Source organism: Haloarcula rara (genome assembly GCF_029338235.1).
Taxonomy (GTDB): domain Archaea; phylum Halobacteriota; class Halobacteria; order Halobacteriales; family Haloarculaceae; genus Haloarcula; species Haloarcula rara.
In genome coordinates this window covers 198,916-220,536 of sequence record NZ_CP119786.1, presented here as the reverse complement: position 1 = coordinate 220,536, position 21,621 = coordinate 198,916, and the positions used below count along the sequence as shown (strand labels likewise).

Annotated in this window: 26 protein-coding genes and 1 pseudogene; 19 read left to right on the top strand and 8 right to left on the bottom strand. The window is 66.2% G+C overall.

What is annotated here, in order from left to right; genetic code table 11:
- Positions 1–25 precede the first annotated feature (25 nt).
- Entirely contained in the window at positions 26–640 is a 615-nt protein-coding gene (gene rdfA, locus P1K32_RS17510; RefSeq protein WP_276252306.1) for a rod-determining factor RdfA, read from the top strand.
- On the opposite strand, the gene P1K32_RS17505 is transcribed toward rdfA (P1K32_RS17510), so the two are convergent.
- Positions 616–2,604: an archaea-specific SMC-related protein gene (locus tag P1K32_RS17505; RefSeq protein ID WP_276252305.1), complete on the bottom strand. Its 1,989-nt coding sequence runs from the start codon at positions 2,602–2,604 to the stop codon at positions 616–618. The genes rdfA (P1K32_RS17510) and P1K32_RS17505 overlap by 25 nt on opposite strands.
- A 240-nt stretch (positions 2,605–2,844) precedes the next feature.
- On the opposite strand from P1K32_RS17505, the gene P1K32_RS17500 reads away from it, so the two are divergent.
- The 10 genes and pseudogenes from P1K32_RS17500 to pfkB all read left to right on the top strand — a co-directional run bounded on the left by P1K32_RS17500 (position 2,845) and on the right by pfkB (position 10,050).
- Positions 2,845–3,990 (top strand): PTS fructose transporter subunit IIC, encoded by a 1,146-nt coding sequence (locus P1K32_RS17500; RefSeq protein WP_276252304.1) that lies wholly within the window; start codon positions 2,845–2,847, stop codon positions 3,988–3,990.
- Positions 3,991–3,995: 5 nt separating this feature from the next.
- Positions 3,996–4,469 carry a PTS sugar transporter subunit IIA gene (locus tag P1K32_RS17495; RefSeq protein ID WP_276252303.1) on the top strand — a complete coding sequence of 158 codons (474 nt, stop codon included), beginning with the start codon at positions 3,996–3,998 and terminating at the stop codon, positions 4,467–4,469.
- Complete coding sequence (locus P1K32_RS17490) at positions 4,466–4,744, top strand: HPr family phosphocarrier protein (protein WP_276252302.1); 279 nt, start codon at positions 4,466–4,468, stop codon at positions 4,742–4,744. The genes P1K32_RS17495 and P1K32_RS17490 overlap by 4 nt, the downstream gene beginning before the upstream one ends.
- Positions 4,745–4,746: 2 nt before the next feature.
- Positions 4,747–6,425, top strand: a pseudogene (gene ptsP, locus P1K32_RS17485) (phosphoenolpyruvate--protein phosphotransferase).
- Complete coding sequence (locus P1K32_RS17480) at positions 6,422–6,862, top strand: PTS fructose transporter subunit IIB (RefSeq protein WP_276252301.1); 441 nt, start codon at positions 6,422–6,424, stop codon at positions 6,860–6,862. Before ptsP ends, P1K32_RS17480 begins: the two are co-directional and overlap by 4 nt.
- A 104-nt stretch (positions 6,863–6,966) precedes the next feature.
- Entirely contained in the window at positions 6,967–7,755 is a 789-nt protein-coding gene (locus tag P1K32_RS17475) for a class I fructose-bisphosphate aldolase (RefSeq protein ID WP_276252300.1), read from the top strand.
- A gap of 3 nt (positions 7,756–7,758) precedes the next feature.
- Positions 7,759–8,295 carry an aldehyde dehydrogenase family protein gene (locus tag P1K32_RS17470; protein ID WP_276252299.1) on the top strand — a complete coding sequence of 179 codons (537 nt, stop codon included), beginning with the start codon at positions 7,759–7,761 and terminating at the stop codon, positions 8,293–8,295.
- Positions 8,205–8,477, top strand: coding sequence for an aldehyde dehydrogenase family protein (locus P1K32_RS17465; protein WP_276252298.1), 273 nt, complete (start codon positions 8,205–8,207; stop codon positions 8,475–8,477). Before P1K32_RS17470 ends, P1K32_RS17465 begins: the two co-directional genes overlap by 91 nt.
- Positions 8,474–9,145 carry an aldehyde dehydrogenase family protein gene (locus P1K32_RS17460; RefSeq protein WP_276252297.1) on the top strand — a complete coding sequence of 224 codons (672 nt, stop codon included), beginning with the start codon at positions 8,474–8,476 and terminating at the stop codon, positions 9,143–9,145. The genes P1K32_RS17465 and P1K32_RS17460 overlap by 4 nt, the downstream gene beginning before the upstream one ends.
- On the top strand, positions 9,145–10,050 hold the full coding sequence (gene pfkB, locus P1K32_RS17455; protein WP_276252296.1) for a 1-phosphofructokinase: 906 nt from the start codon (positions 9,145–9,147) through the stop codon (positions 10,048–10,050). The genes P1K32_RS17460 and pfkB overlap by 1 nt, the downstream gene beginning before the upstream one ends.
- Here the strand turns inward: pfkB and P1K32_RS17450 are convergent.
- Complete coding sequence (locus P1K32_RS17450) at positions 10,047–11,240, bottom strand: outer membrane protein assembly factor BamB family protein (RefSeq protein ID WP_276252295.1); 1,194 nt, start codon at positions 11,238–11,240, stop codon at positions 10,047–10,049. The two genes, pfkB and P1K32_RS17450, sit on opposite strands and share 4 nt — an antisense overlap.
- 78 nt (positions 11,241–11,318) lie before the next feature.
- Positions 11,319–11,462, bottom strand: a complete 144-nt coding sequence (locus P1K32_RS17445) for a hypothetical protein (protein ID WP_276252294.1) — start codon at positions 11,460–11,462, stop codon at positions 11,319–11,321.
- Between the two features lie 476 nt (positions 11,463–11,938).
- On the opposite strand from P1K32_RS17445, the gene P1K32_RS17440 reads away from it, so the two are divergent.
- The 3 genes from P1K32_RS17440 (at position 11,939) to P1K32_RS17430 (ending at position 12,630) form a co-directional block, all read left to right on the top strand.
- The gene (locus tag P1K32_RS17440; RefSeq protein ID WP_276252293.1) at positions 11,939–12,184 is read left to right on the top strand and encodes a DUF8028 family protein; all 246 of its coding nucleotides are present in this window, start codon (positions 11,939–11,941) and stop codon (positions 12,182–12,184) included.
- Positions 12,181–12,354 carry a DUF8106 domain-containing protein gene (locus tag P1K32_RS17435; protein ID WP_276252292.1) on the top strand — a complete coding sequence of 58 codons (174 nt, stop codon included), beginning with the start codon at positions 12,181–12,183 and terminating at the stop codon, positions 12,352–12,354. The genes P1K32_RS17440 and P1K32_RS17435 overlap by 4 nt, the downstream gene beginning before the upstream one ends.
- A 78-nt stretch (positions 12,355–12,432) precedes the next feature.
- Positions 12,433–12,630, top strand: a complete 198-nt coding sequence (locus P1K32_RS17430) for a hypothetical protein (RefSeq protein WP_276252291.1) — start codon at positions 12,433–12,435, stop codon at positions 12,628–12,630.
- A 44-nt stretch (positions 12,631–12,674) separates the two neighbouring features.
- On the opposite strand, the gene P1K32_RS17425 is transcribed toward P1K32_RS17430, so the two are convergent.
- From P1K32_RS17425 to rdfA (P1K32_RS17415), 3 genes are all read right to left on the bottom strand, one after another.
- On the bottom strand, positions 12,675–13,151 hold the full coding sequence (locus P1K32_RS17425; RefSeq protein WP_276252290.1) for a hypothetical protein: 477 nt from the start codon (positions 13,149–13,151) through the stop codon (positions 12,675–12,677).
- A gap of 288 nt (positions 13,152–13,439) precedes the next feature.
- Positions 13,440–15,329 carry an archaea-specific SMC-related protein gene (locus tag P1K32_RS17420; RefSeq protein ID WP_276252289.1) on the bottom strand — a complete coding sequence of 630 codons (1,890 nt, stop codon included), beginning with the start codon at positions 15,327–15,329 and terminating at the stop codon, positions 13,440–13,442.
- A gap of 44 nt (positions 15,330–15,373) precedes the next feature.
- On the bottom strand, positions 15,374–15,997 hold the full coding sequence (gene rdfA, locus P1K32_RS17415) for a rod-determining factor RdfA (protein ID WP_276252288.1): 624 nt from the start codon (positions 15,995–15,997) through the stop codon (positions 15,374–15,376).
- Positions 15,998–16,305: 308 nt separating this feature from the next.
- On the opposite strand from rdfA (P1K32_RS17415), the gene P1K32_RS17410 reads away from it, so the two are divergent.
- Entirely contained in the window at positions 16,306–16,674 is a 369-nt protein-coding gene (locus P1K32_RS17410; protein WP_276252287.1) for a DUF5789 family protein, read from the top strand.
- Between the two features lie 11 nt (positions 16,675–16,685).
- Here the strand turns inward: P1K32_RS17410 and P1K32_RS17405 are convergent, their stop codons facing one another.
- Positions 16,686–16,850 carry a hypothetical protein gene (locus tag P1K32_RS17405; protein WP_276252286.1) on the bottom strand — a complete coding sequence of 55 codons (165 nt, stop codon included), beginning with the start codon at positions 16,848–16,850 and terminating at the stop codon, positions 16,686–16,688.
- An 89-nt stretch (positions 16,851–16,939) separates the two neighbouring features.
- On the opposite strand from P1K32_RS17405, the gene P1K32_RS17400 reads away from it, so the two are divergent.
- Positions 16,940–17,203: a DUF6684 family protein gene (locus P1K32_RS17400; RefSeq protein WP_276252285.1), complete on the top strand. Its 264-nt coding sequence runs from the start codon at positions 16,940–16,942 to the stop codon at positions 17,201–17,203.
- A 90-nt stretch (positions 17,204–17,293) separates the two neighbouring features.
- Positions 17,294–18,088, top strand: a complete 795-nt coding sequence (locus P1K32_RS17395) for a mechanosensitive ion channel family protein (protein ID WP_276252284.1) — start codon at positions 17,294–17,296, stop codon at positions 18,086–18,088.
- A 60-nt stretch (positions 18,089–18,148) separates the two neighbouring features.
- Here the strand turns inward: P1K32_RS17395 and P1K32_RS17390 are convergent, their stop codons facing one another.
- Positions 18,149–18,475, bottom strand: coding sequence for a DUF7344 domain-containing protein (locus tag P1K32_RS17390; protein WP_276252283.1), 327 nt, complete (start codon positions 18,473–18,475; stop codon positions 18,149–18,151).
- A 218-nt stretch (positions 18,476–18,693) separates the two neighbouring features.
- Here P1K32_RS17390 and P1K32_RS17385 point away from each other — a divergent pair, with 218 nt between their 5' ends.
- Positions 18,694–20,646, top strand: coding sequence for a GAF domain-containing protein (locus tag P1K32_RS17385; RefSeq protein WP_276252282.1), 1,953 nt, complete (start codon positions 18,694–18,696; stop codon positions 20,644–20,646).
- A 189-nt stretch (positions 20,647–20,835) separates the two neighbouring features.
- Positions 20,836–21,360: a four-helix bundle copper-binding protein gene (locus tag P1K32_RS17380; protein WP_276252281.1), complete on the top strand. Its 525-nt coding sequence runs from the start codon at positions 20,836–20,838 to the stop codon at positions 21,358–21,360.
- The last annotated feature ends 261 nt before the right edge of the window (positions 21,361–21,621 follow it).

The following is a 21,621-nucleotide window of genomic DNA, read 5'->3' as shown; positions in this document are numbered from 1 at the left end:
GCCCTGCGCTCCCCTGGACCGACCAATGAGTCCGGACAGCTCCGAGCCGCGCTCGAAAGTCGCGCGGCTCATCGAGGCGTACGACCTGCCCCCGCTCGGCGCGGACCTGGAGGCCGCCTGGCTGGGCGAGGCTGGCGAGCGACAGAGCCTGCGCGACCTCGCCGACCGGTTCAATCGAGCACTGTTGCTGGCGGCGGTCCGGGACGCCGGCATGGACGTCGTCGACGGGGAGGCACAGAACTACTACCGGCTCCTCACCGATGAGTCGGTGAGCGCCGGGCGTCGAGTCGAGGCCGAGAATCGGCTCGAAGCCGCGGGTGTGGACGTCGATACGTTGCGGGAGGACTTCGTCAGCTACCAGTCGATACGGCACTACCTGACCGAAGTTCGCGGCGCGAGCTACGAACGCGACGAGCAGTCCGCTGGGGTCGAGCGCGAACGCTCCGTCATCGACCGGCTCCAGAGCCGGGTCGAGCGGGTGGTCCAGGACACTGTCGACCGACTGCGGGCGGCCGGTCGGCTCTCGGTGGGCGAGTACCGCGTCCTCGTCAGCGTCGACGTGCTCTGTGAGGACTGTGGCGCCCAGTACACCGTCGGGGAGTTGCTGGACCGCGGTCACTGCGACTGCGATTCGCCCTGACCGATGTTCCGGACCCGCTCGTAGCGGTCCGGCAGGGCCGCGGCGTCCTCCGGCAGCAGGGCGACGACCAGATACGGTACCTCAGCGGCGAAGTACTCGACCAGCGCGGCGATTCGCTCGGCGTCGATGGCCTCAAGCGAGTCGAGCAGCATGAACGGCACCTGCTCGGCCACGTCGTGGACGAGATAGCCGGCCAGCGCGAACACGAGCCCGGTGACGGCCCGCTCGGACTCCGAGAGGTGCGCAACCGTGTCCTCGTAGACGGTCCCGCCGTCGGAGCTGCGGACCACGTGGAGTTCGAACTCCGAGCCCTCGATGACCGACTCGGCGTCGACAGTGGCCACGGAGTCTGCGGGGCCGTCGAGCCGTTCGAGCCAGATGCGTTCGACGTTCTCGTACTCTAAGATGTCGAGCAGGTCGGCCATCCGCTCGTTGAACGCCGTCGTCGCCTTCGTCTCCAGCGTGTCGATGCGGGTTCGCAGGTCGATGAGCTCGTCGACCACTGACTCACGGCGGGCCACGAGGGCCTCGTCCCGTCGTATCTCCGCCTCTGCCGTCGCTATCTCCGCTTCTATCTCTTCGAGCGTCGACTCCAGAGATTCGAGTTCGAACTCCAGCTCGTTGGCCTCGCTGTGGAGGTCGAGCACCTCGTCGACCTCGGCCGAGCGCAGCTCCGTCACCTCGGCTTCGAGTTCGCCGACCCTGGCCGAGAGGTTATCCCGACGCTCGCGCAGGTCCGACAGCGTCTCCTGGCGGCGCGCAATCTCCGTGTCCACCTCCTCGATGGTGTCAGTGAGCTGGTCGCGACGGTCCACCGTCTCCCTAATGCGGGTGACCCCGTCGGACAGGTCCTCGATTTCTGCCTCCAGATCGTCTATCTCCGCGAAGGTCTCCGCTCGGTGCTCGCGGAGACTGTCGAGCGTGCGCTCGAAGCGTGACGGCTTGACAGTCGAACCACAGGTCCAGCACGTCGTCTTCGAGCCCCGATAGAGCTGGTCGGTGATGTCCCCGACACTCTCTGGGGTCCGCCCGAGTGCCTCCGTGATACGGTCGTGCTCGCCGTCGACGAACTCCTCGTTGAACCCGATGATGGTCTGGAGCCGTGAGGTGTACGTCGATAGCTCGCGCTTGCGCTCGCGGCGGGCCGAGAGGCGGTCCTCTAGCTCTGACAGCCGGTCGGCCGGCGCGTCGGGGAGGCCGGCCAGTTCGGCGGCGAGCCGGCCGCGTTCGTCCCGTAGCGCTGAGAGGCTCTCCTGTTCGGTCGTGATGTCGGCCCTGACACGACGCAGCTCCTCCCGGGTCACCCGGAGTTCGTCGAGCCTGGTCTCCAGTGCCTCCGTGTTGGACTGGGTCAGGTCGACCGTGAGGTCCCGCTCGTCGAGACGGTCCTCGACCGCGGCCAGTTCCTCCCGGACCTCGGCTATCTCCGCCGTCGTGGCCTCGCGGCGCTGTTCCAGCTCGGGGAGACGCTGTTTGAGGTCGGCGATGTCGTCGAGTTCGTCGTCGATGTCGGCCTTGCGCTGCTCGGCCTGGTGGATCTCACGTCGCAGCTCCGACATGTCCACCGGCCGCATGATGATGTCCCTGAGGTCCGCCCCCCGGACGACCGCCTGGCGCGCCTCGTTGTCCTCTAGCAGGAACGCAAAGAGATTGGCGAGCGTCGGGTCCGCGAGCAGTCCGTCGCCGGAGCTGACGATGCCGTCCTCGGCCCGCGTGAGCTGGCGTTCGTACGTTTGCTCGCCCAGCGTGAGCGAGACCGCCCCCTGCTTTGCGTCCCCTTTCACCGCGGTCCAGTCGCTGCCGAGCGCGGCCATCATCGCCTTCAGGAACGAGGTCCGGTTGGTCGCGTTCCGGCCGGCCAGAACCGTAACGCCCGGCGACAGCGCCACTGTTGCCGAGTCGATGCCACCGATGTTCTCGACCCTGACGGTCGCGTCCGCATCGGCCGTCGTCGCCGGGTGCATAGCTCTACCTCTGACGGTCGCAATCTTAAACGCTGGGACGCGCGCGGCGACGGTGGTGCCGTAATTAGTTGATTACAGGAGGACATAATAACAAGCATATGCTTGTTAGGTCAGCCGCGCCCCACCCCTCATTCCATACAGAACCAGTCACTCAATTCCCTATAAGCATCAATACCAATCGTTGTCGTGCAAAAACGCTAACTTTTATGGTAGATAGTGGACGTAGCCGCAGGTGTCGCAATGTCAGAGAGCCCCAAATTCGAACGACTGCTCCGGTCGCACGTGACCTCCGTCAAGGAGGACCTGATGACCGGCGTGTCGTTCATGATTCCGTTCGTCACAATCGGTGGTATCTTCCTCGCCCTCGCGTACGCGGTGGGGGATACCCAGGCAGTCTTCGATAACACCGGCTCCCCCGGCTGGTTCCTCGCGCAGGTCGGCACTGCCGGCCTCACCATCATGGTCCCGATTCTCGGGGGGTATATCGCCTACGCCATCGCGGACCGCCCGGGACTTGCGCCCGGGTTCCTCCTGTCGTTCATCATCCAGGATGGGGTCGTCGTCTCCGAGGCCGCCTCCGTCATCGGCGTCGCGGGCGGCGAGGCCGGCGCCGGCTACCTGGGCGCCATCGTCGCCGGCCTGCTGGCGGGCTACGTCGCCCGCTGGTTCAAGGGACTGGACGTCCCGGAGTTTCTGGCCCCGATGATGCCCGTGCTCATCATCCCCGTGGCGACAATGGCGGTCCTCACGCCTATCATGCTGTTCGTGCTGGGCGTGCCGGTCGCGCTCGCTAACGCGAGTCTGACCGGGTTCCTGGAAGGGATGCAGGGCGGGCAGGCGATGTTCGTCGGGCTCATCCTCGGCGGGATGATGGCCTTCGACATGGGCGGCCCCGTGAACAAGGTCGCCTACGTCTTCTCGACGGGGCTCATCACCGAGGGCATCTACGCGCCGATGGCGGCCGTGATGATCGGCGGGATGGTCCCCCCCATCGGGCTGGCCATCTCGAATTTCATCTCTCCGCACAAGTACGCGGCCGAGATGTACGAGAACGCAAAGAGCGGGGTCGTGCTGGGCCTCTCGTTCATCACGGAGGGGGCGATTCCCTACGCCGCGGCCGACCCCCTGCGTGTCATCCCGGCCGTGATGGCTGGCTCCGCCGCCGGCGGCGCGGCGTCGATGGCGCTGAACGTGACGATGCCCGCGCCCCACGGCGGTATCTTCGTCATTCCGCTGTCGAACAAGCCGTTCATGTTCCTGGCCTGTATCGTGCTGGGCTCGTTCGTCACGGCGGCCGTCGCGCTCCTCCTCAAGCCCGACTTCGAGGACCGCATTGAGGCCGGTACCGAGTCCGGCACAGGCACTGCACAGCCGAGCGACGACTAACACCAATGACAGACCAGATTACAGACGACATCGACGAACTGATTCCGGCGAGTCACATCTCGCTGTCCGAACCGCCCGCGGGGAAGGAGGCGACTATCGAGTATCTGCTCGACCTCGTCGTCGAGTCGGGACGCGTCGAGGACCGCCAGACGGCACTCGACGCGCTGCTCGCCCGCGAGGAGGAGACGACCACCGGCGTGGGAATGGGTATCGGCATCCCCCACGCCAAGACCGAGGCCGTGAACCGCCCTTCGCTGGCCTTTGCCCGCTCGGAGACGGGCGTCGACTTCGGGTCGATGGACGACGAGCCGGCGACGCTCATCTTCCTGATACTCGTCCCCGAGGAGGGCGGCGAGGACCACCTGCAGATACTGAGTTCGCTGTCGCGGGCCCTGATGCACGACGACGTGCGTGGACGCCTGCACGCGGCCGAGGACGAGAGCGAGGTCCAGGCGACACTCCGGGAGGCGATTGCATGAGCGAAGAACGTATCGTCGAAATCGTCCCGGAAGCGGGGCTGCACGCCCGCCCCGCGGCGCTGTTCGTCGAGGCCGTCAACGACCACGAGGCCGACGTGGAGGTCGGCCCGCCCGAGGGCGACCTCGTGCCGGCCCAGTCGATGATTGCCGTCACCAGCCTCGGCGTGGGCCAGGGCGAGGAACTCCGCCTCGTCGCCGACGGAGCCGACGCCGAGGCGGTGCTTTCCGAACTGGAGCGAATACTGACGACCCCCGAGGACGAACTAGAGGCATAGCCATGGCATCCCGCACACTCACCGGCACCGGCGCGACGCCCCGCTCGGGTCTCGGCACCGTCGTCTGGTACGACCCCGAAATCACGCTCCCCGACGCGGACGAGCCGGTCGACGTCGCCGCCGAGCGCGACCGCTTTGCCGACGCCGTCGAGACCGCCCGGGCCGAACTGGAGAGCGAGCGCAACGCTACCGCCGAGCGCGTCGGCGAGGACGAGGCCGCCATCTTCGACGCCCACATCCAGTTCCTGGAGGACCCGACCATCGAGGAGGCCGTGACAGCGAGCATCGAGGAGGGGCACCCAGCGGCCACCGCCGTCGACGACACCTTCGCCGAGCACATCGAACAGTTCGAGGGGATGGAGGGTCGGATGGCCGAGCGCGCCGACGACCTCCGAGACGTGCGGGACCGCCTGCTGCGACTGCTGACCGGCGGCGACCGGGTTAACCTGGCCGACCTGCCCGAGGACAGTGTCGTCCTGGCCGAGCGGCTCACCCCGAGCGACACGGCTCAACTCGACCCCGAGACGGTGGCGGGCTTCGCCACTATAACGGGAGGCCGGACCTCACACGCCGCCATCTTCGCGCGGTCGCTGGCGCTGCCGGCGGTCGTCGGCCTCGGCGAAGGGCTGACCGACGTGGCCGAAGGCACCGAGGTCGTCGTCGACGGTGACGCCGGCGAGTTACTCGTCGAACCCGACGACGCCGAACGCGAGGCCGCGCGGGCCGAGGAGGGCGCAGACGTCATCCCGGAGTCGGTCGCGACGAGCGACGGTCGCGAGATAGAGGTCGCCGCCAACGTCGGCCGCCCGGAAGAGCTGGAGCCGGCGGCGGCCCGGGCGCCGACGGCGTCGGGCTCTACCGCACCGAGTTCCTCTTCCTCGACCGCCAGTCCCCGCCCGAGGAGGACGAGCAGTACGAGACCGTTCGGGACGCGCTCGACACCTTCCCCGACGGCCGCGTAGTCGTCAGGACACTGGACATCGGCGGGGACAAGCAGATTCCGTATCTCGACCTCCCCGAGGAGGAGAACCCGTTCCTCGGCGAGCGGGGCATCCGGCGCTCGCTGGACCCCGACGCCGAGCTGTTCCGCACGCAGCTGCGGGCGCTACTCCGGGCGGCCGCCGATGGCGCCGGAGAGCTGAACGTGATGTTCCCCCTCGTGGCGACCGTCGAGGAGCTCGAGGCCGCCATCGGGGCAGTCGACGACGCCGCCGCCGACCTCGCGGACCGCGGCGTCGACTACAAGCGCCCGTCGCTTGGCGTGATGGTCGAGACACCGAGCGCCGTCTTCATGGCCGACGAGTTCGCCAGGCGGGTCGACTTCCTCTCTATCGGGACGAACGACCTCACGCAGTACGTGATGGCGGCCGACCGCGAGAACGAGCGCGTCGGTGACCTCCACGACCCGACGCATCCGGGCGTGGTCCGGGCCATCGGCCACACAGTCGAGCAGGCCCACGCGAACGACGCCTGGGTCGGGATGTGCGGCGAGATGGCCGGCAACCCCGACGTCACCGAACTCCTGGTCGGGCTCGGACTGGACGAACTCAGCATGAGCGCCGTCACCGTCCCCGACGTGAAAGTCGCCGTCGGCGAGACCGAGTACAGCGCCGCACGAGAGCGTGCCGACAGCGCTCGTCGTGTCGCAACACGCAGCGAACTACACGAGACAATACAATGAAATTCGTCGCAGTCACCGCCTGTCCGACCGGTATCGCACACAGTCAGATGGGCGCCGAGAACTTAGAACAGGAAGCCAAGAGACGCGGCCACGACATCGAAGTCGAGATTCAGGGCGCGATGGGCGCCGAGAACGAGCTCTCGGCCGAGGACATCGAAACCGCCGACGCCGCTATCATCGCCGCTGACACCTCGGTGAATCGTGACCGCTTCGAGGACCTCCCGCTGGTCACAGGGACGATCAAGGCCGCCGTCAACGACGTCGAGGGCCTCATGGACGAGGCCGAGGCGGCCGCCGAGGGCGACCCCGACACCGAACGCGAGGTCGCCATCGACGAGGCCGACGACGCCGACCACGACAGCGGCTCGCCGGACGTGCGACGCGGCGGCGACCGCTCGAAGAGTCTCGTCGCCCGCCTCAAGCGCCTGCTGAGCTGACTCCGTCGCCGACAGTCGCCCGACGACTCGTCGTCGACGCGCCGACCCGCGGCCACGCACCGACACCCGACCGCAGAACGCACGCAGACACCCAACAGACACATATGTACGATTTCACCGACTCACCGCTCGTCCGCAACGACAAGACACTGGTACTCGCTCACGACCACGGCCTGGAACACGGCCCGAAACAGTTCAGCGGCGTCGAGGAACGCCTCGACCCCAGAGAGGTGTTCGAGATGGCCACCCACGACGCCGTCACGGCGCTTGCTGTGGGGAAGGGACTGGCCGAGACCTACTACCCCAGCTACGAGGACGACGTGAACCTGCTGGCCAAACTCAACGGTAGCTCCGACCTCTGGATGGGCGACCCCTACTCGCCGAAGAACTGGACCGTCGACTACGCCGCCGAACTGGGTGCCGACGCCATCGGCTACACCATCTACCCCGGCGTCAACGAGGAGCCACGGATGTTCGAGGACTTCCGCCCGGTCCAGGAGGCCGCCCGCGACCACGACCTCCCCATCGCCATGTGGGCGTACCCGCGCGGGCAGGCCGTCAAGTCACATCGTAGCGAGGACATCATCGCCTACGCCGCACGGCTCGGGCTGGAACTGGGCGCGGACTTCACGAAGGTGAAGTACCCCCGCAGCAAGGACGCGATGGCCCACGCCGTCCGGTCCGCAGCGGACAACCGCGTCCTGCTGTCCGGCGGGTCGAAGACCTCCGACCGCGACTTCCTCGAACTCGTCTCTGACTGCATGGACGTCGGCGTCTCCGGGCTGGCCGTCGGCCGCAACGTCTGGCAGCGCGAGGACCCCCGGCACATCCTCGATAAGCTCGAATCGGTCGTCTTCGAGGAGGCCACGGCCGACGACGTGCTGGAGGGGTAATCGATGGACGTTACACAGACCGAACGGCGGGTTCGACCGGTCGTCGCGGGCGAACGCCGCGACGGGAGCGGGTCGACCGATGTCGTCGACCGGACCACCGACGAGGTGTTCGCGACCGTCGCCACCGGCGACGCGACGACGCTGGCCAGCGCGGTGGCCGCCGCGAGCGGGGCGGTCCCGACGGACCTTGAGACGGCCGTCATCCAGCGCGCGAACTGGTCTGGGGCCATCGCGAGTGGAATCAGGGACCGGAGCGACGAACTCGCGGACGCGCTCGTCCGCGAGGCCGGTGTCCCGATAACCAGCGCCCGCGACGAAGCGGCGACGGCCGCGAGGCAGTTCGACCGCGTCGCCGACGTGCTCCGTTCGCTCACCGGGGCCTACCGCACCTGGACGACGGCCAGGGGGCCGGGGACAACTCCCTCGTCGCCGCGGTCCCGCTCGGAGTCGTGCAGTGTCGTCCGTCCGTTCGAGCCCCGCTGGCGACAGCGGCTCTGCAGCTCGCGCCCGCCCTCGGCGCCGGCAACGGCGTCGTGGTGACGGCCCCGGCAGCGACGCCGGTCGCCGTGTCGATACTGACCGAACTCGTCCGCGAACACGTCCCCGAGGGAGCGGTCGGGTTCGTCCCACTCGTGGCCGAGGCCGACGGGCACGCACGTACCGTTAGCGGGGGGCCGACGCCGTACTCGACGCCGGGGCTTCGGCGGGGGCCCCTGGGGTGACGCGGTTCCAGCAGCGCCTCGGCGGCGGGACGACGACACTGGTCTTCGCGGACGCGGACCTCGACGCCGCTGCCGCCGCCATCGCCGACCACGGACCCAGCGCCGTCGAGCGCCGCCTCGCGGGGACGTGCCACGTCCTCGCCCACGCGTCGATACAGGACGAGCTGGTCGAGCGTCTCGACGACCGCCTTTCCAACTGGACCAATGGCGACCTGTTCGACGCGACTACGACGGTCGCGCCACAGCGGGACGTCGCCGAGGCCGAGCGACTGGCGTACTTCGTCGACGACGCGACGACGAAAGGCGCGACGTTGGTCCGCGGGGGCGGTGCCGACGGCCGCGAGTTCCAGCCGACCGTCCTCTCGGACGTGCCGGCCGACGCGGCGCTCCTGGAAGACGACCAGCCCACGCCCATCGTCCCGGTGAGCCCGTTCGAGTCCGACACGGACGCCCCGGAGCTTCCGGCGGCCGACAGCCCGTCACAGGCAGTCAGCGTGTTCACCGCCCGCCACAGCCTGGCGATGGACGTGGCAGACGCCGTCGACGCGGCCACTATCAGCGTCCACGCGGGCGGCGATGTGTCCGACGAACGACCGCCCAGCCCCGGTAACCAACGGGTGCGAGAGACCGTGACGCGGCTGACCCGAACCAAGCGAGTGCTCCAGTGATGATAGCCACCGTCACGCTCAATCCGGCGGTGGACCAGACGGTCAGCACCGAGCAGCCGCTCTCGCCAGGGGAGGTCATCCGCGTCGACGACGCGCAGTTCGACGCCGGCGGGAAGGGTATCAACGTCTCGAAGTACCTCACCGCGATGGGGACCGAGACGGTCGCGACCGGCGTGGTCGGTGGGTTCCTCGGGCAGTTCGTCACCGAACGGCTGGCGGCCCAGGGTATCGAGTCCCGGTTCGTCGATATCGACGGGACGACGCGGCTCAACTCGACCGTCCTCGCCGCCGACGGCGAGTACAAGCTCAACCAGCGCGGCCCGGTAGTCTCCGCCGCGGAGGTGGCGGCCATCATCGAGCGACTCGCGTCACTGTCACCAGATATCGTGGTCGTCGCAGGCAGCCTCCCACCGGGGCTGGACACCGACGCCATCGACCGGCTCGCCCGGGCCGGTCCCTGGAAGACCGCTGTCGACGTCGAAGGCGCGCTCTTGCGAGAGCTTGACGCGCACTACGCCATCTGCAAACCCAACGCCCCGGAGCTCGAAGCGGCGACGGATCGGCCCGTCGACGACCGCGAATCGGCCGTCGCGGCCGCTGAAGCCCTCCGAGAGACTGGATTCGACTGTGTCATCGCCTCGCTGGGCCCAGACGGCGCCGTTCTCGTCACAGCGGACGACGTCGTCCACGAGCCAGCCATCGACTGCGAGGTCGTCGATACGGTCGGCGCTGGCGACGCGCTGCTTTCGGGCGTCCTTGCGGCCAGAGACGTCGGCGCCGACGAATCTGTCGCCCTGCACACGGGCGTCGTCGCCGCCACTGCAGCGGTCTCGACGCCCGGGACCGACGTGCCACCGCTGCCCGAAGCCGAGGAAACCGGGGTCGAGCCGGTCTCGAACAGTTAGGGCGCCGTCATGCCGTAGACGTTGCCGTCGCCGTTGCTGACGAAGATGACGTTGTCCACCACGGCCGGTGAGGACGCCACCGGACCGCCGGTCGACAGCTCCCACTGGACGGTCCCGTCACTCGCCGATAGGATGTACAGCTGGTTGTCGTTGCTGCCGACGTAGACGTTGCCGTCCACGACCGACGGGGCCGACCGAACCGTGTCACTGGTCTCGAAGGACCACTGCTGGGCACCGCCCGAGGCCGAGAGGGCGGTGACACTGCTGTCGTCGCTTCCGACGTAGACGGTCCCCTCGGCGACGGCCGGCGAGGAGTGGACCGGCCCGTCCGTCCCGTACCGCCACGCCTCGCTGCCGTCCGACGTCGACAGGGCTACGACGTCGCCGCCGTCAGTTCCGACGTAGACGCGCCCGTCCGCGACGGCCGGCGAGCCCGTGACATCGTCGCCGACGTCGGCTGTCCACTGCTCGCTGCCGTCCGTAGCCGAGAGGGCGGTGACAGTGCCGCCGTTGTCCCCGACGTAGACGCTACCGTCGAGAACCGCGGGCGTTGTTTGCACCGACCCATCGGTCCCGGTGGTCCACTGTTCGCTCCCGTCCGACGTCGAGACAGCGCTGACCCGGTCGCTATCGCTGCCGACGTACACCGTCCCGTCCGCGACTGTCGGCGATGCCCGGACCGGGGCACGGTCTACCAGCGGGTTGTCCGAGGCCCCCGCTTCGTAGCGCCACGTGACCTCCCCCGTGCCGGCCCCGAGGGCGTAGAGATACCCGTCGAAACTCCCGACGTAGACGGTCCCGTCCGAGACGGCCGGCGACGACCGTATCAGCCCCCCAGTCTGGAGCCGCCACTGCCGGGTGCCGTCGACAGCCGAGAGACAGTAGACGTAGCCGTCGTTGCTCCCGATGTAGAGGCTCCCGTCGACGATAGCGGGCGAGCTGAACACCTGCTTGCCAGTGGGATATCCCCACTGGACGATGACGTTCGCCGTCGGGCCGGTCTCGTCGGCCGCCGCCCCCGTGTTGGCGGTGTCGTAGCCGAACGACGGCCAGCGACCGACGCTTTCGGGGATAGAGGGACCACCGGTCGGGGTGGGATTATCGGAGTCGTTGGAACAGCCAGCCAACGCGGCCGCCCCAGCCACCCCCAGTGTCGCGAGGTACCGTCGCCGCGTCTGTCGCCCTGACATGGGGTCCTGTTCCGAGTCACCCGAAATAAATCCATCCGATACGTCGCGGGACCGCCGACGGAGCGGCCTCCCTCGCAGTCACTCGACAGCGTATCGCGCGATGCTCTCTGTCCCACAGACCGGACAGCGGCCGGTGTCCCCGTCAACGGTGTGGCCGCACTGGCGACACTCGTGGACGACGGTCCGTCTCCGCGAGAACAGCGAGCGCAGCGTCTCAATCATCGCCGACCAGGAGTGGTGTCACGGGCCGATGGGTATCCGGGGCAAAAGCGAGTGTCATATACGTATTATTTACTAACGAGAGAGTTGCCATCGTGTTAGTTACTGGGTTCCAAAAACTGCTAAACAGGCGTAAGCTAGTTCATAACGTGGGACACAGCCTGCGGGGACGCCTAAATCGCCAGCCAGACTGTCGCGGTTCGAACACTCCCCCATGGTCGTTCCCTGGGACCCACGTCAGCGTCTTCAGCGGGGTGAGAAGCGTCGAACGGGTGCACCACCAAGACCGCCGTCGGCTAACGAGAGATGTAACGCTCACAGACAGGCCGATAAAATTTCTCGGCGTCGATGAGAACGTTTTAGCGGTTCCAATTGCGTGGTAAAATAAGCTGAAAAAAGGGTAACACGGTAAAGAATCCTGAATCCACCCTAGGGGTCTGGTGTTTATATGTAACTATGGTGGAGATAGGCGACGCTCAATGCCCACCCTTGACCCCTCCACCCCACGAATACCCGACCTCACCACCGACGCCAGCGCCCTCGTCGGCAGGCTCCGGCGAGCCGTCAGCGGCGCGGCCTTCTGGGCGAGTATCCCGCTGCCCCTTTTCATCGTCGCCGTGTTGCTGTCAGGCATCGCGGCGGCGACACCTGTCGTGTTCGTCGGTCTCGTCCTCCTGAACGCCTGCTGTGCCACCGTCGGGCACTCCTACACCCCCACAAGATGACCCTCGAACAGAGACGCAACCTTCGGCCCGCCAAGACCCGACAGTTCTGTTCGACCTGCGACCACGAGAGCCCGCTTGAGGGCGACTGGACCGGTGACGACCGGGTTGCCCGACGCCGCCTGCTCTGTCCCCGCTGTGGCGACTGCGTGGTCGACCAGCCACAGGTCTGAGACGTGTTACTGTAGCGGGTTCGTCCCGAGCACGTTGAGTAAAAGTATCCGCGCGACGGCGACGCTGACGAGGCCGGCGTGAAGATAGCCTACTGCCGGCCGGAGTTGTTCGCCCACCTGTTCGGACTGCTCGCGGACGTCACGGACGCGAATCAGCTGACAGCGGCGGTCACTGTCGGTCTGACGGCGGACGGTGACGTGAACCCGTACGCGGACGAGCACGCCGTCGGGTCGGCCGATACTACCGAGTCGGGTGAGCCAGACGAGCGTTTCTGATTAGGTACTAGTATTTCCCTCAAGCAGTAAGCCTGCTGATATGCTTAGATAAGGTTCCGAACGTAGGAGAGTGCCCGTTTCGACCCCTGTCGGAATCGTTCGATAGGCGGCGTCGAGGACTGGTACTGGATGGCGTTGATGTTCTGGAGAATCTGGGCCTCGTTATCCAGCCCCTGTCGGAACGCCTCCTTCTCGAAGGAGAACTTCTGATACTGGACGTTCCCGCGCTTTTGCTCCTGCCAGCTCCGGATGCGTGAGATGAACGTGAACTGCTCGAAGTCGTTCGATGCGACGATGTTCGTGTGTCGGGACGTGCTCTCGGGAACGTACTCGTCGACTGATTCGTCCGGGTACGCCTCGATGACGACGATATACTCGTCGTTTCCGATACCGAGCAACCGTTCGTTCTGGGCGCCCATCCCCGGTCGCGGTTCCAGGCCGCGTTTCTCGAACGACGCCACGATATCGCCGAGCGAGGTCCAGTCGATGATGTCGTCGGCGGTGATCTGCTCGGTATTCACACTCACAGTTTCGTAGCCATGCATTTGAAACTGTGGTACGAGCGCTTGAGACGCCGACGAGAACGCTGGGGCGACTCCCGTTCCGAGTGGTGGGCGCACTGACACAGCCAGGGACGGGTCGGTGCCGCCGGTTACCCCGACCGACTGACACAGTCGTTGGGGCGGGAGAAGAGGGCCCTCATACCAGAATTATATCATACTCGGGATATTTATTATTTAGAGTCCAACGCAGCCGGCAGTAGTCAGTTGCGATAGGTACTCACGGGCACCAGACCAGTCGCTTGCGAGTCAGGCTGGCGCCCCGCCGATCTCGATGTGCTCGTATTCGTCCGGCAGCGCTTGGGCGTCCTCGGGAAGCAAGGCGACGACGAGGTGGTCGGCGTAGTCGGCGAAGTACTCGACCAGTGCGGCGATACGGTCGGCGTCGATGGCCTCGAGCGAGTCGAGCAGCAACACCGGGACCGTCTCGTGGGCGTCGTGGACGAGATACCCCGCCAGTGCGACGACCAGCCCGATGACTTCCCGCTCCGACTCCGAGAGGTGGTCGACCGTGTCCTCGTAGACTGTGCCGTCGGCCCGCGACCGGACCACGTGGAGGGCGAACCCGGTGTCGGCGTCCTCGGAAACGATACGTTCGATCCACACCCGTTCGATGTTCTCGTAGCCAAGCTGCGAACGGACCGTCTCCATGTGGTCGTTGAAGGTCTCGACGGCCGACCGCTCCAGTTCCTCGATACGGGTCCGAGCGCGTTCGAGTTCCGCCTCGCGGTCCTCGAGACGGTCCTCGATATCCTCGAGCCGGGACTCCGCCTCGCGGACCGTCGCGAGCTCGGCTTCCACGGACGCAATCTGTTCTTCGAGCTGGTCCCGTTCGTAGGCGAGCTCCGAACGGCGGCGATACTGCTCCAGAATTGCGCTCTCCCCGAGTTCGTCGGAGGCTTCGGCGGCCGACTCCAGCTCCTCGATGCGGCTGTCGAGTTCCGTGGTCCGGTCTGCCAGCTCCTCGATGGCCGCCTCGCGGTCCCTTATCTCCGCTTCGATGTCGTCGATTTCAGCTTCCAGTTCCCCGCGCCTGTCGGCCACCTCGCGGTGGTCGGACAGGTCGGCACGCCTGACCGCAAGCGCCGAGCGGACCTCGTTGCGCTCGGCCCGCTTCTCGTCGATGACCCCGCGGAGGTCCTCGAGATGGTCGTCGATGGTCGCCCGGTCCACGGCCGTCCCGCAGGTCCAGCACTCGACGCTCCCCGTCGTGGGGTCCGCGACGGCGTCGCCAGGCCCCGGTAGCTCCCCGTCGCCGGTAACCTGCTCGTTGAACTCCACGACCGAGAGGAGACTGGATATCGTGGTCTCGAGGTCACGCTTACGTCGCTGGAGCCGCGCTATCTCGGCTTCGACCCCCTCTCTGTCCACGTCCGGGTCCGACAGCTCTGACAGTTCGGTGCGGACGGCCGCTCGTTCGTCCCGGAGCGACGCGACGGCCGCCCGCTGGGTCTCCAGTCGGTCCCGGACCCGCTCGTATTCCGCTCGGGCCTCGGTGAGTTCCGCGACCACGTCTTCGGCGCGCTCGACGGCCTCGAGGTCGGTCTCGAACTCATCGACGGCCGCCCGGACGGCGTCGAGTTCCTCGTCGACCTCGGCGAGTTCCTCGCGGTGGTCGGCCAGCTGTCGCTCCAGTGACTCCCGCCGCGCTATCGTCTGTTTCGTCTCCTCGCGGTCCGCCCGGAGCGACTCGATAGCCTGCCGCGTCCGTCGAATCTCCGCCTCCAGTGCGTCGGTGTCCACGGGCGCCATGATGAACGACCGGAGCGCGTCGGCGTCCCCCCGGGTCACTGCCCGGCGGGCGGGGTTGTCGGCCAGCAAACCGCAGTACTGGTCGACGAGCGTCGTATCCGTGGTGTAGGGCTCACCACCGACAGAGACCGAGTCGCCGTCGCGCTCGAACGTCCTCGTGCAGTCGGTCCCGCCGAGGGACAGCGTCACCGACCCCCGGTCTGCGTCGGCTTTCAGGGCGCCGGTGCCCCCGCCCAGCGCGGCACCGAGCGCCCGCAGGAGCGAGGTCCGGTTCGTCGCGTTCCGGCCAGTCAGTACGGAGACGCCGTCGGACAGCTCGACCTCGGCGGCGTCGATACCGCCGACGTTCTCGACGACCACCCGCGGCGTTTCGTCGCTGTCAGCCATTATTCAGTCCGTCAAACCGAGCACATAACTCCTTGTCGGTCGCCTCACTGGTCAGCGCCGCCACAGTCGCACCCACCTCGTTCGAGAAACCGCTCGACCGGATAGCTGGCCCCGCAGTCCCCACAGGCGACCCGGACGACGTGTGTCACGTCCACGGAGCCGCTGTGAAAGCCGTCAGTCTCGTCGAGTCGTTCGACGGTCCGGCGAACGATACTTTCACTCCGGGAGCGCGCCCACTCAATGGTACCCACGGCGTCGTCGACTGACAGCGTGGTCTCACGGGTGGTATCGACGTCGAGACACTCCCGGAGATGGGTGCGAACGGTCTGGTAGGAGACGAAGTCGCCCTCGAGGTCGTCTGGGTCGACGCCGACACGTGACAGCCACGCCCGTGTCTCCGTCCGAACGCCCGCGCTCGTCTTCGCGTCGGTCAGCGTCCGGTAGATGTCTGTGACAGCTCCTGGCACGTGGGCGCCAGTGTCTTCGAGGGCCGCCCGAAGGACGGTCTCGTTCACGACGGTCTCCAGACGGCGGAGACTCGCGCCCTCGGCCCGCCGGTCGCGAAGCAGCCCGTCGATATCGTCGATTCCGTACGTCTCGGCCGTCCGCCCGATCTTGCACGCGCAGCTCGTTTCCCCGCTGACAGTCACCTGATTGCCGTCACTCATAGGCGGTGACGGCGGCGGCCAGTTCGTGTGCGATACAACTGGGATTCACACCAATGAATTGTCAGTAAAGTGTATTTAAGCGTTGTGCCGACCCCAGGTGGTCGAGATATCGAGGCTTATCGGCGGTAGGGACGCCTTACTCGAGCCGAGGGGCGTGTCAAGGTACGTCTCGGCAATCAGACGGCCGCCCACAGTGTGATGCCAAGAACCGAGTGAAACCAAAGAATAACAGTAGTATTAGTGTTAATTTTTCGTGTCGAGCGTGTCAACAGCACAACACCCTTGTGGCTGGTAGCGGAAGATGGTGTATGTCAAACGATAGTTCTGACGCGGAGTCCGGGAGCGAATCGCGCGAACAGGGCGTCGAGTTCGGTGGGTTGCTGACGGCCCTCGAGAACCACGACTATCCGACGACACAGGAGCAGCTGCTCGAAGAATACGGCGACGAGGAGCTGGACCTGGCCGAAGGCGAGGAGTCTCTCTCGAGCGTCCTCGCCGAGCGTGAAGTGGCCGAGGAGCAAGACACCATCGAGTACGATTCCCCCGACGAGGTCCAGCAAGCCGTCCTCAACATGGTCGGGGACCAGGCCGTCGGCCGGACGGATTACAGCGACCGCGGCGGGTCACTACAGGACGAGACAGAGGAGGGTGAGTCCGAGAGCGACCAGTCGCTGTGAGCGAGTCGGCGTCACAGGAGCCAGCCGGGAACCAGATAGAAGAGGCTCGATGGGTCCGGGAGCGAGCCGACGATGACGCCCGCGATATAGAGCGTCGAGGCGAGCGCCAGCAGGAGAATGAGTCCGATGAGATACCAGTATGCGCCTTCGGTGCTCGCCAGTGGTGGGACCTCCATACGGAGGAATCGACCGGCCGACCGAAAAGCATTTGCCAGTGATATGTTGTACAGGCAATACTTTTCGGTGGCTGGTACGTAGCTCGAGTATGGCTGACGAACCCGTCCGGACAGAGGCCGGCGACCAGCAGGACTGGGCCACCCTCGATACCCTCCTCGACGTGACGGTGAATCTCATCCCGATGGGAATCTTGCTGTTTTTCGTCCTGCTGTATAGCCTGTTCCGACCCTGGGAGTGGGACCCGGGGATGTTCGTGCTGATGCACTTCCTGACCGTGTTCCCCTTTGTACTGCTGGCCCTGCTGACGTACGTTTCCGCGCGAGCTATCGCGAGCGCTGAACAGGGGGGCTGACGGCCCACACGGCCGGCGTCCGAGTAGCTGCTTGCAGTCGCAAACTCGCCCGTTTAGCCGTCTGCGCTACAATACGGAGTGCAGCAAAATATGTCACTATTACAACCTTTCCAGTTGCAGATACCCGAGTTCCTGGAACAGACAGTTGCACAGATAGTCGCCTTCCTCCCACGGGTGGCGGCAGCGATCATCGTCCTCCTTATCGGCTGGATCGTCGGCGTCGCCGCGGCCAAGGCCGTGAAGGGACTCACAGACCGCGCCGAGGTCGACCGCATGGTGTTAGAGACGCCGCTGGGCCGCATGATGGGCGGGTCAGAGGACGCCGTCTCGCGAACGTTCGGCGCTATCACCAAGTGGTTCGTCTACGCGATCGCCATCCTCGCGGCCGCGAACGTCCTCGCCATCCCGACGCTCTCGAACTGGATACAGACCGTCGTCTCCTACATCCCGTCGTTCATCGCCGGGCTGGCCGTCATCATCGGCGGGTTCATCGTTGCCGATTTCATCGGCGACGCTATCACGCGAACCCGCGCGGCCACCCAGACTGAGTACACGTCGTGGTTCGCGACGGGGACCCGGATGTTCCTCTACTTCACGGCCATCGTCATCGGCCTGGACACGATGGGGATAGACGTCGGCATCCTCTACCTGTTCGCCCGGGCATTGGCCTGGGGTCTCGCGGCGGCCATCGCCCTCGGCGCCGGCATCGCCTTCGGCTGGGGCGCACACACCTACGTCTCGAACAACATCGACCAGTGGATGGGGAACGTCTCGGAGGCGACCCCGAATCCGCAGCGACAAGAGGCGGACGGCGGTCGCCCGTCGAGTGAGCGCCACGGTACCTCGGATGTCCAGTCCGACGGCGGGACCGACGTCGACAACTGAAAACCACCCTGTTCACCCCTCGCGGTACCGTCGGCGGTGCCAGACAGTCAGGGACGAACCTCAGAGCGTCTCGGCGGGGGCAGTGACCGCCCACGGCGCTCCGAGGCTGACGCGCTTCTCTTTGGCGTCGTAGTCGAGGAGCCCCGCTGCTGCCAGCATCGGCAGGTGCACGTGGTGGAGCCGACAGCGGAGGTCCCGTCGGCTACCGATTTGCTCGCTCCCGGTCCGCTCGACCGCCCGTTCGAGATGTGCCGTAATCTCGTCGAGCGTCATATCGACACCGTTACGGGCCGTCTGGAGCGACCTGATAACGAATCGTCGCTGCTCGTCTGCGAGCAGTCGGTGCTGAGTCGTTTCGTCGATGTCTGAGACAGTTTGTAGGTTCATGTGTTCGCTCTCGGACCGTCCGATATCTCTCTCAAGTAGCAGTATGGAGTAATGTACACGGCCTAATCGGATAGGCTCGGTCGCAACCGACGGCGTCGTCGTGGGTCGCGGTCCCGTCTAGCAGACAGGCCCAAACGCCGAAATCCGAACCGCTGCAGCCGGGCTGGACAGTCCCCGACAACGGAACGTTCATCACCCTGGCAAACGTGACAATGTATATGAATTTCCAGGGGGTGTCCCCCCAGCTACAGGAGACGCTGACTGTGTTCGACCGGGCTCGAACGGGAGCGCCGCTCACGACGAGCGAAGTCGCAAGCGAGCTGTCGGTGTCCCGGCGGACGACCTACGAGCGGCTCAGTCAACTGTCCGACCAGGGGCTCCTCCAGACCAAGAAAGTGGGGGCGAAAGCACGTATCTGGTGGCGTGACAGCGGGACGACCGCCGACCTCGAACGCCGCGTCCGTCAGCAGGAGATCGTGACCGAACTGGGCCAGTTCGCGCTGGCGGACCGTGACATCGAGTCGGTCCTGCAGCTGGCCTGTGACGGCGTCGCCGAGACGCTCGATACGGACTACTGCAAGGTCCTGGACCTGGACGAGGACGGCGAGAAGCTGCTGTTGCGCGCCGGTGTCGGCTGGCGGGACGGCATTGTCGGCACGGCAACGGTGTCGGCGACCGACGACGACTCGCAGGCGGCCCACACCCTGGCCACGGACGAGCCCATCGTCGTCGAGGACCTGCGGAGAGAGCGCCGGTTCAGCGGTCCCGAACTGCTGACCAACCACGACGTGCGCAGCGGCATCAGTGTCATCATCGGCACCGCCGACGACCCGTGGGGCATACTGAGCGCACACGACACCGTGCCCAAAGTGTTCGATACACACGACGTGAACTTCGTCCAGTCGGTGGCGAACATCCTTGCCTCGGCGATAACCCGGCGAGCCGACGAGGAGCGACTGGTCAGCCAGCGGGCGCGACTCGTCGCGCTGACCAATCTCCAGGAGGTCGTCCGCGTGACGACGGACGCGGTCATCGACCAGTCCACCCGAAACGAGATCGAGTCGGTCGTCTGTGCGCACCTGGCCGCGACCGACTCCTACGAGTTCGCCTGGATCGGCGACGTCGACCACCGGTCACAGACGGTCCGAATGCGAGCCGAGGCCGGCGTCGAGAACTACCTCGAGGATACGACCATCTCGGTCGACCCGAACGACGAACGCAGCGGCGGTCCGACGGGCCGGGCGATTCGCACGGGCGAGACCCAGACCTGCCACAACATCCAGACGGACCCGCGGTACGAACCGTGGCGTGACCGCGCCCAGGCCTATGGCTACCAGTCCTCGGCCGCAATCCCCATCGCTCACGAGGGGACCGTCTACGGCGTTCTGAACGTCTATGCCGACCGACCAGAGGGCATCAGCGGCCGTGAACGCACCGTCATCACGCAGCTTGGCGAAATCGTCGGCCACGCCATCGCGGCCGTCGAGCGCAAGCGCGCGCTGATGTCCGATACGGTGACTGAACTTGGCTTTCACATCGGGGATATCGGTGCCATGCTCGATATCGACGACGGCAGCGGAACGGTTACCCTCGACGAGACGATTCCGGTGAGCGATAGCGAGTATCTGGTCTACGGGACGGTCACCAGGGACGGCGCCGACCTGCTGGAGACCATCGTCGACCGGATGGAGCACTGGAAGGGCGTCGAGATACACGATTGGGAGAGCGACGACGTGACGAGTTTCGAGGCGCGGCTGCGGGACCCGCCAGTGCTCTCGGCCCTGGCAAACGCCGGCGGCGGGGTCGTCGAAGCCGGTATCGACGAGGGGAGCTACCACATGACGCTGCAGCTCCCACCCGGCGGGGACGTCCGAAGCGTCATCGACACAGTCCAGGCGGTATACCCCACGGCGGAGATGCTGACTCGGCGCCAGACCACCCGGGAAGCGGTCCAGACGTCGTCGTCCGCCCTCGATATCAGTGACGAGCTGACCGACCGTCAGTCGGCAGTTCTCCGGGCGGCCTACCGCGCTGGGTTCTTCGAGTGGCCCCGGACGGTCTCCGGCGAGGACGTCGCCGACTCGCTGGACATCGCTCCCCCCACCTTCCACCAGCACCTCCGCAAGGCGGAGAAACACGTCTTCGACGCACTGGTCCCAGCCCTCCTGTAATCGGAGCGCTGCTTACCACCGGGGTCAGAACCGCAAGCAAGCGCCCGGACCGGTCGCCCGTCGTCGAACCTGGGTATTACTATAGAGCACTTGGTGGCCGACACGCTGGGGCTATCGACGGTAACACTACTGTAGAAGCATGAACAATCGGCCGTTTATATTCAGTCCTTCAGTCAACTGGCGGGTGCGATGTCTCAGGAATCACAGTACACCAGCGGTCAGACAGCCCAGCAGCCACAGCAGCATCAGCAACAGCAGCACCAGCAAGGCGGCGCCCAGCAGCAAGGTGGCGGCCTACAACAACAGGGTGGCGCCCAGCAGCAGGACGCCGGCCGACTCCCACAGCAGTACCGCCAGAGCCTCGGGGCGGTCGCACAGGCCATCGAGGTGTGTGGCTGGTGTGCCGACAAGTGCATCGAGGAAGCGGACCCGAACATGATAGAGTGTATCAAGCTGTGTGAGGACGTCGTAGAGATCGGCGAGACCCTCCTCGCGCTCGGGCCGCGCTCCTCGCGGTTCACATCGGAGCTCGTCCAGACCTTCGAGCGCGCCGCACAGGCCTGCGCACAGGAATGTGGACAGCACCAGCACTCCCACTGTCAGGAGTGTGCCGCCGTGTTGCCACAGTCGGCCCAGATAGCGCGGCAGCTCTCCGGGCAGGGCGGGCAGAACCAGCAGTTCGGCGGCGGGCAGTCCCAACAGTTCTCGCAGTAAGCTCCCCAACGGTCGAGGATTGCACAGTCGCGTCCAACACCACTTCGGGAACGTCCAATTTTTTACCCAGACGCCGCGCCCACGCAGTCGGCCGCTCGTCGTCACGGTGGTCGAGAACGGGCCCGGGAAGGTCGGTACCGGGGAGTGGGCAAACGTCGAGCGGAGAGACGACAGTCGACAATACCGAAAACGGCGAGTAGCACCTTCTTGCGGGCGGTAGTGGCCGTATACGCATCTGAACTGTCGCAACGGGTTTATCAG

Bases quoted from the DNA above. Each gene is read 5' to 3' on its own strand.
- rdfA (WP_276252306.1), top strand. From the start codon at position 26: ATGAGTCCGGACAGCTCCGAGCCGCGCTCGAAAGTCGCGCGGCTCATC.
- P1K32_RS17505 (WP_276252305.1), bottom strand. From the start codon at position 2,604: ATGCACCCGGCGACGACGGCCGATGCGGACGCGACCGTCAGGGTCGAG.
- P1K32_RS17500 (WP_276252304.1), top strand. From the start codon at position 2,845: ATGTCAGAGAGCCCCAAATTCGAACGACTGCTCCGGTCGCACGTGACC.
- P1K32_RS17495 (WP_276252303.1), top strand. From the start codon at position 3,996: ATGACAGACCAGATTACAGACGACATCGACGAACTGATTCCGGCGAGT.
- P1K32_RS17490 (WP_276252302.1), top strand. From the start codon at position 4,466: ATGAGCGAAGAACGTATCGTCGAAATCGTCCCGGAAGCGGGGCTGCAC.
- P1K32_RS17480 (WP_276252301.1), top strand. From the start codon at position 6,422: ATGAAATTCGTCGCAGTCACCGCCTGTCCGACCGGTATCGCACACAGT.
- P1K32_RS17475 (WP_276252300.1), top strand. From the start codon at position 6,967: ATGTACGATTTCACCGACTCACCGCTCGTCCGCAACGACAAGACACTG.
- P1K32_RS17470 (WP_276252299.1), top strand. From the start codon at position 7,759: ATGGACGTTACACAGACCGAACGGCGGGTTCGACCGGTCGTCGCGGGC.
- pfkB (WP_276252296.1), top strand. From the start codon at position 9,145: ATGATAGCCACCGTCACGCTCAATCCGGCGGTGGACCAGACGGTCAGC.
- P1K32_RS17450 (WP_276252295.1), bottom strand. From the start codon at position 11,240: ATGTCAGGGCGACAGACGCGGCGACGGTACCTCGCGACACTGGGGGTG.
- P1K32_RS17445 (WP_276252294.1), bottom strand. From the start codon at position 11,462: ATGATTGAGACGCTGCGCTCGCTGTTCTCGCGGAGACGGACCGTCGTC.
- P1K32_RS17440 (WP_276252293.1), top strand. From the start codon at position 11,939: ATGCCCACCCTTGACCCCTCCACCCCACGAATACCCGACCTCACCACC.
- P1K32_RS17435 (WP_276252292.1), top strand. From the start codon at position 12,181: ATGACCCTCGAACAGAGACGCAACCTTCGGCCCGCCAAGACCCGACAG.
- P1K32_RS17420 (WP_276252289.1), bottom strand. From the start codon at position 15,329: ATGGCTGACAGCGACGAAACGCCGCGGGTGGTCGTCGAGAACGTCGGC.
- rdfA (WP_276252288.1), bottom strand. From the start codon at position 15,997: ATGAGTGACGGCAATCAGGTGACTGTCAGCGGGGAAACGAGCTGCGCG.
- P1K32_RS17410 (WP_276252287.1), top strand. From the start codon at position 16,306: ATGTCAAACGATAGTTCTGACGCGGAGTCCGGGAGCGAATCGCGCGAA.
- P1K32_RS17405 (WP_276252286.1), bottom strand. From the start codon at position 16,850: ATGGAGGTCCCACCACTGGCGAGCACCGAAGGCGCATACTGGTATCTC.
- P1K32_RS17400 (WP_276252285.1), top strand. From the start codon at position 16,940: ATGGCTGACGAACCCGTCCGGACAGAGGCCGGCGACCAGCAGGACTGG.
- P1K32_RS17395 (WP_276252284.1), top strand. From the start codon at position 17,294: ATGTCACTATTACAACCTTTCCAGTTGCAGATACCCGAGTTCCTGGAA.
- P1K32_RS17390 (WP_276252283.1), bottom strand. From the start codon at position 18,475: ATGAACCTACAAACTGTCTCAGACATCGACGAAACGACTCAGCACCGA.
- P1K32_RS17385 (WP_276252282.1), top strand. From the start codon at position 18,694: ATGAATTTCCAGGGGGTGTCCCCCCAGCTACAGGAGACGCTGACTGTG.
- P1K32_RS17380 (WP_276252281.1), top strand. From the start codon at position 20,836: ATGTCTCAGGAATCACAGTACACCAGCGGTCAGACAGCCCAGCAGCCA.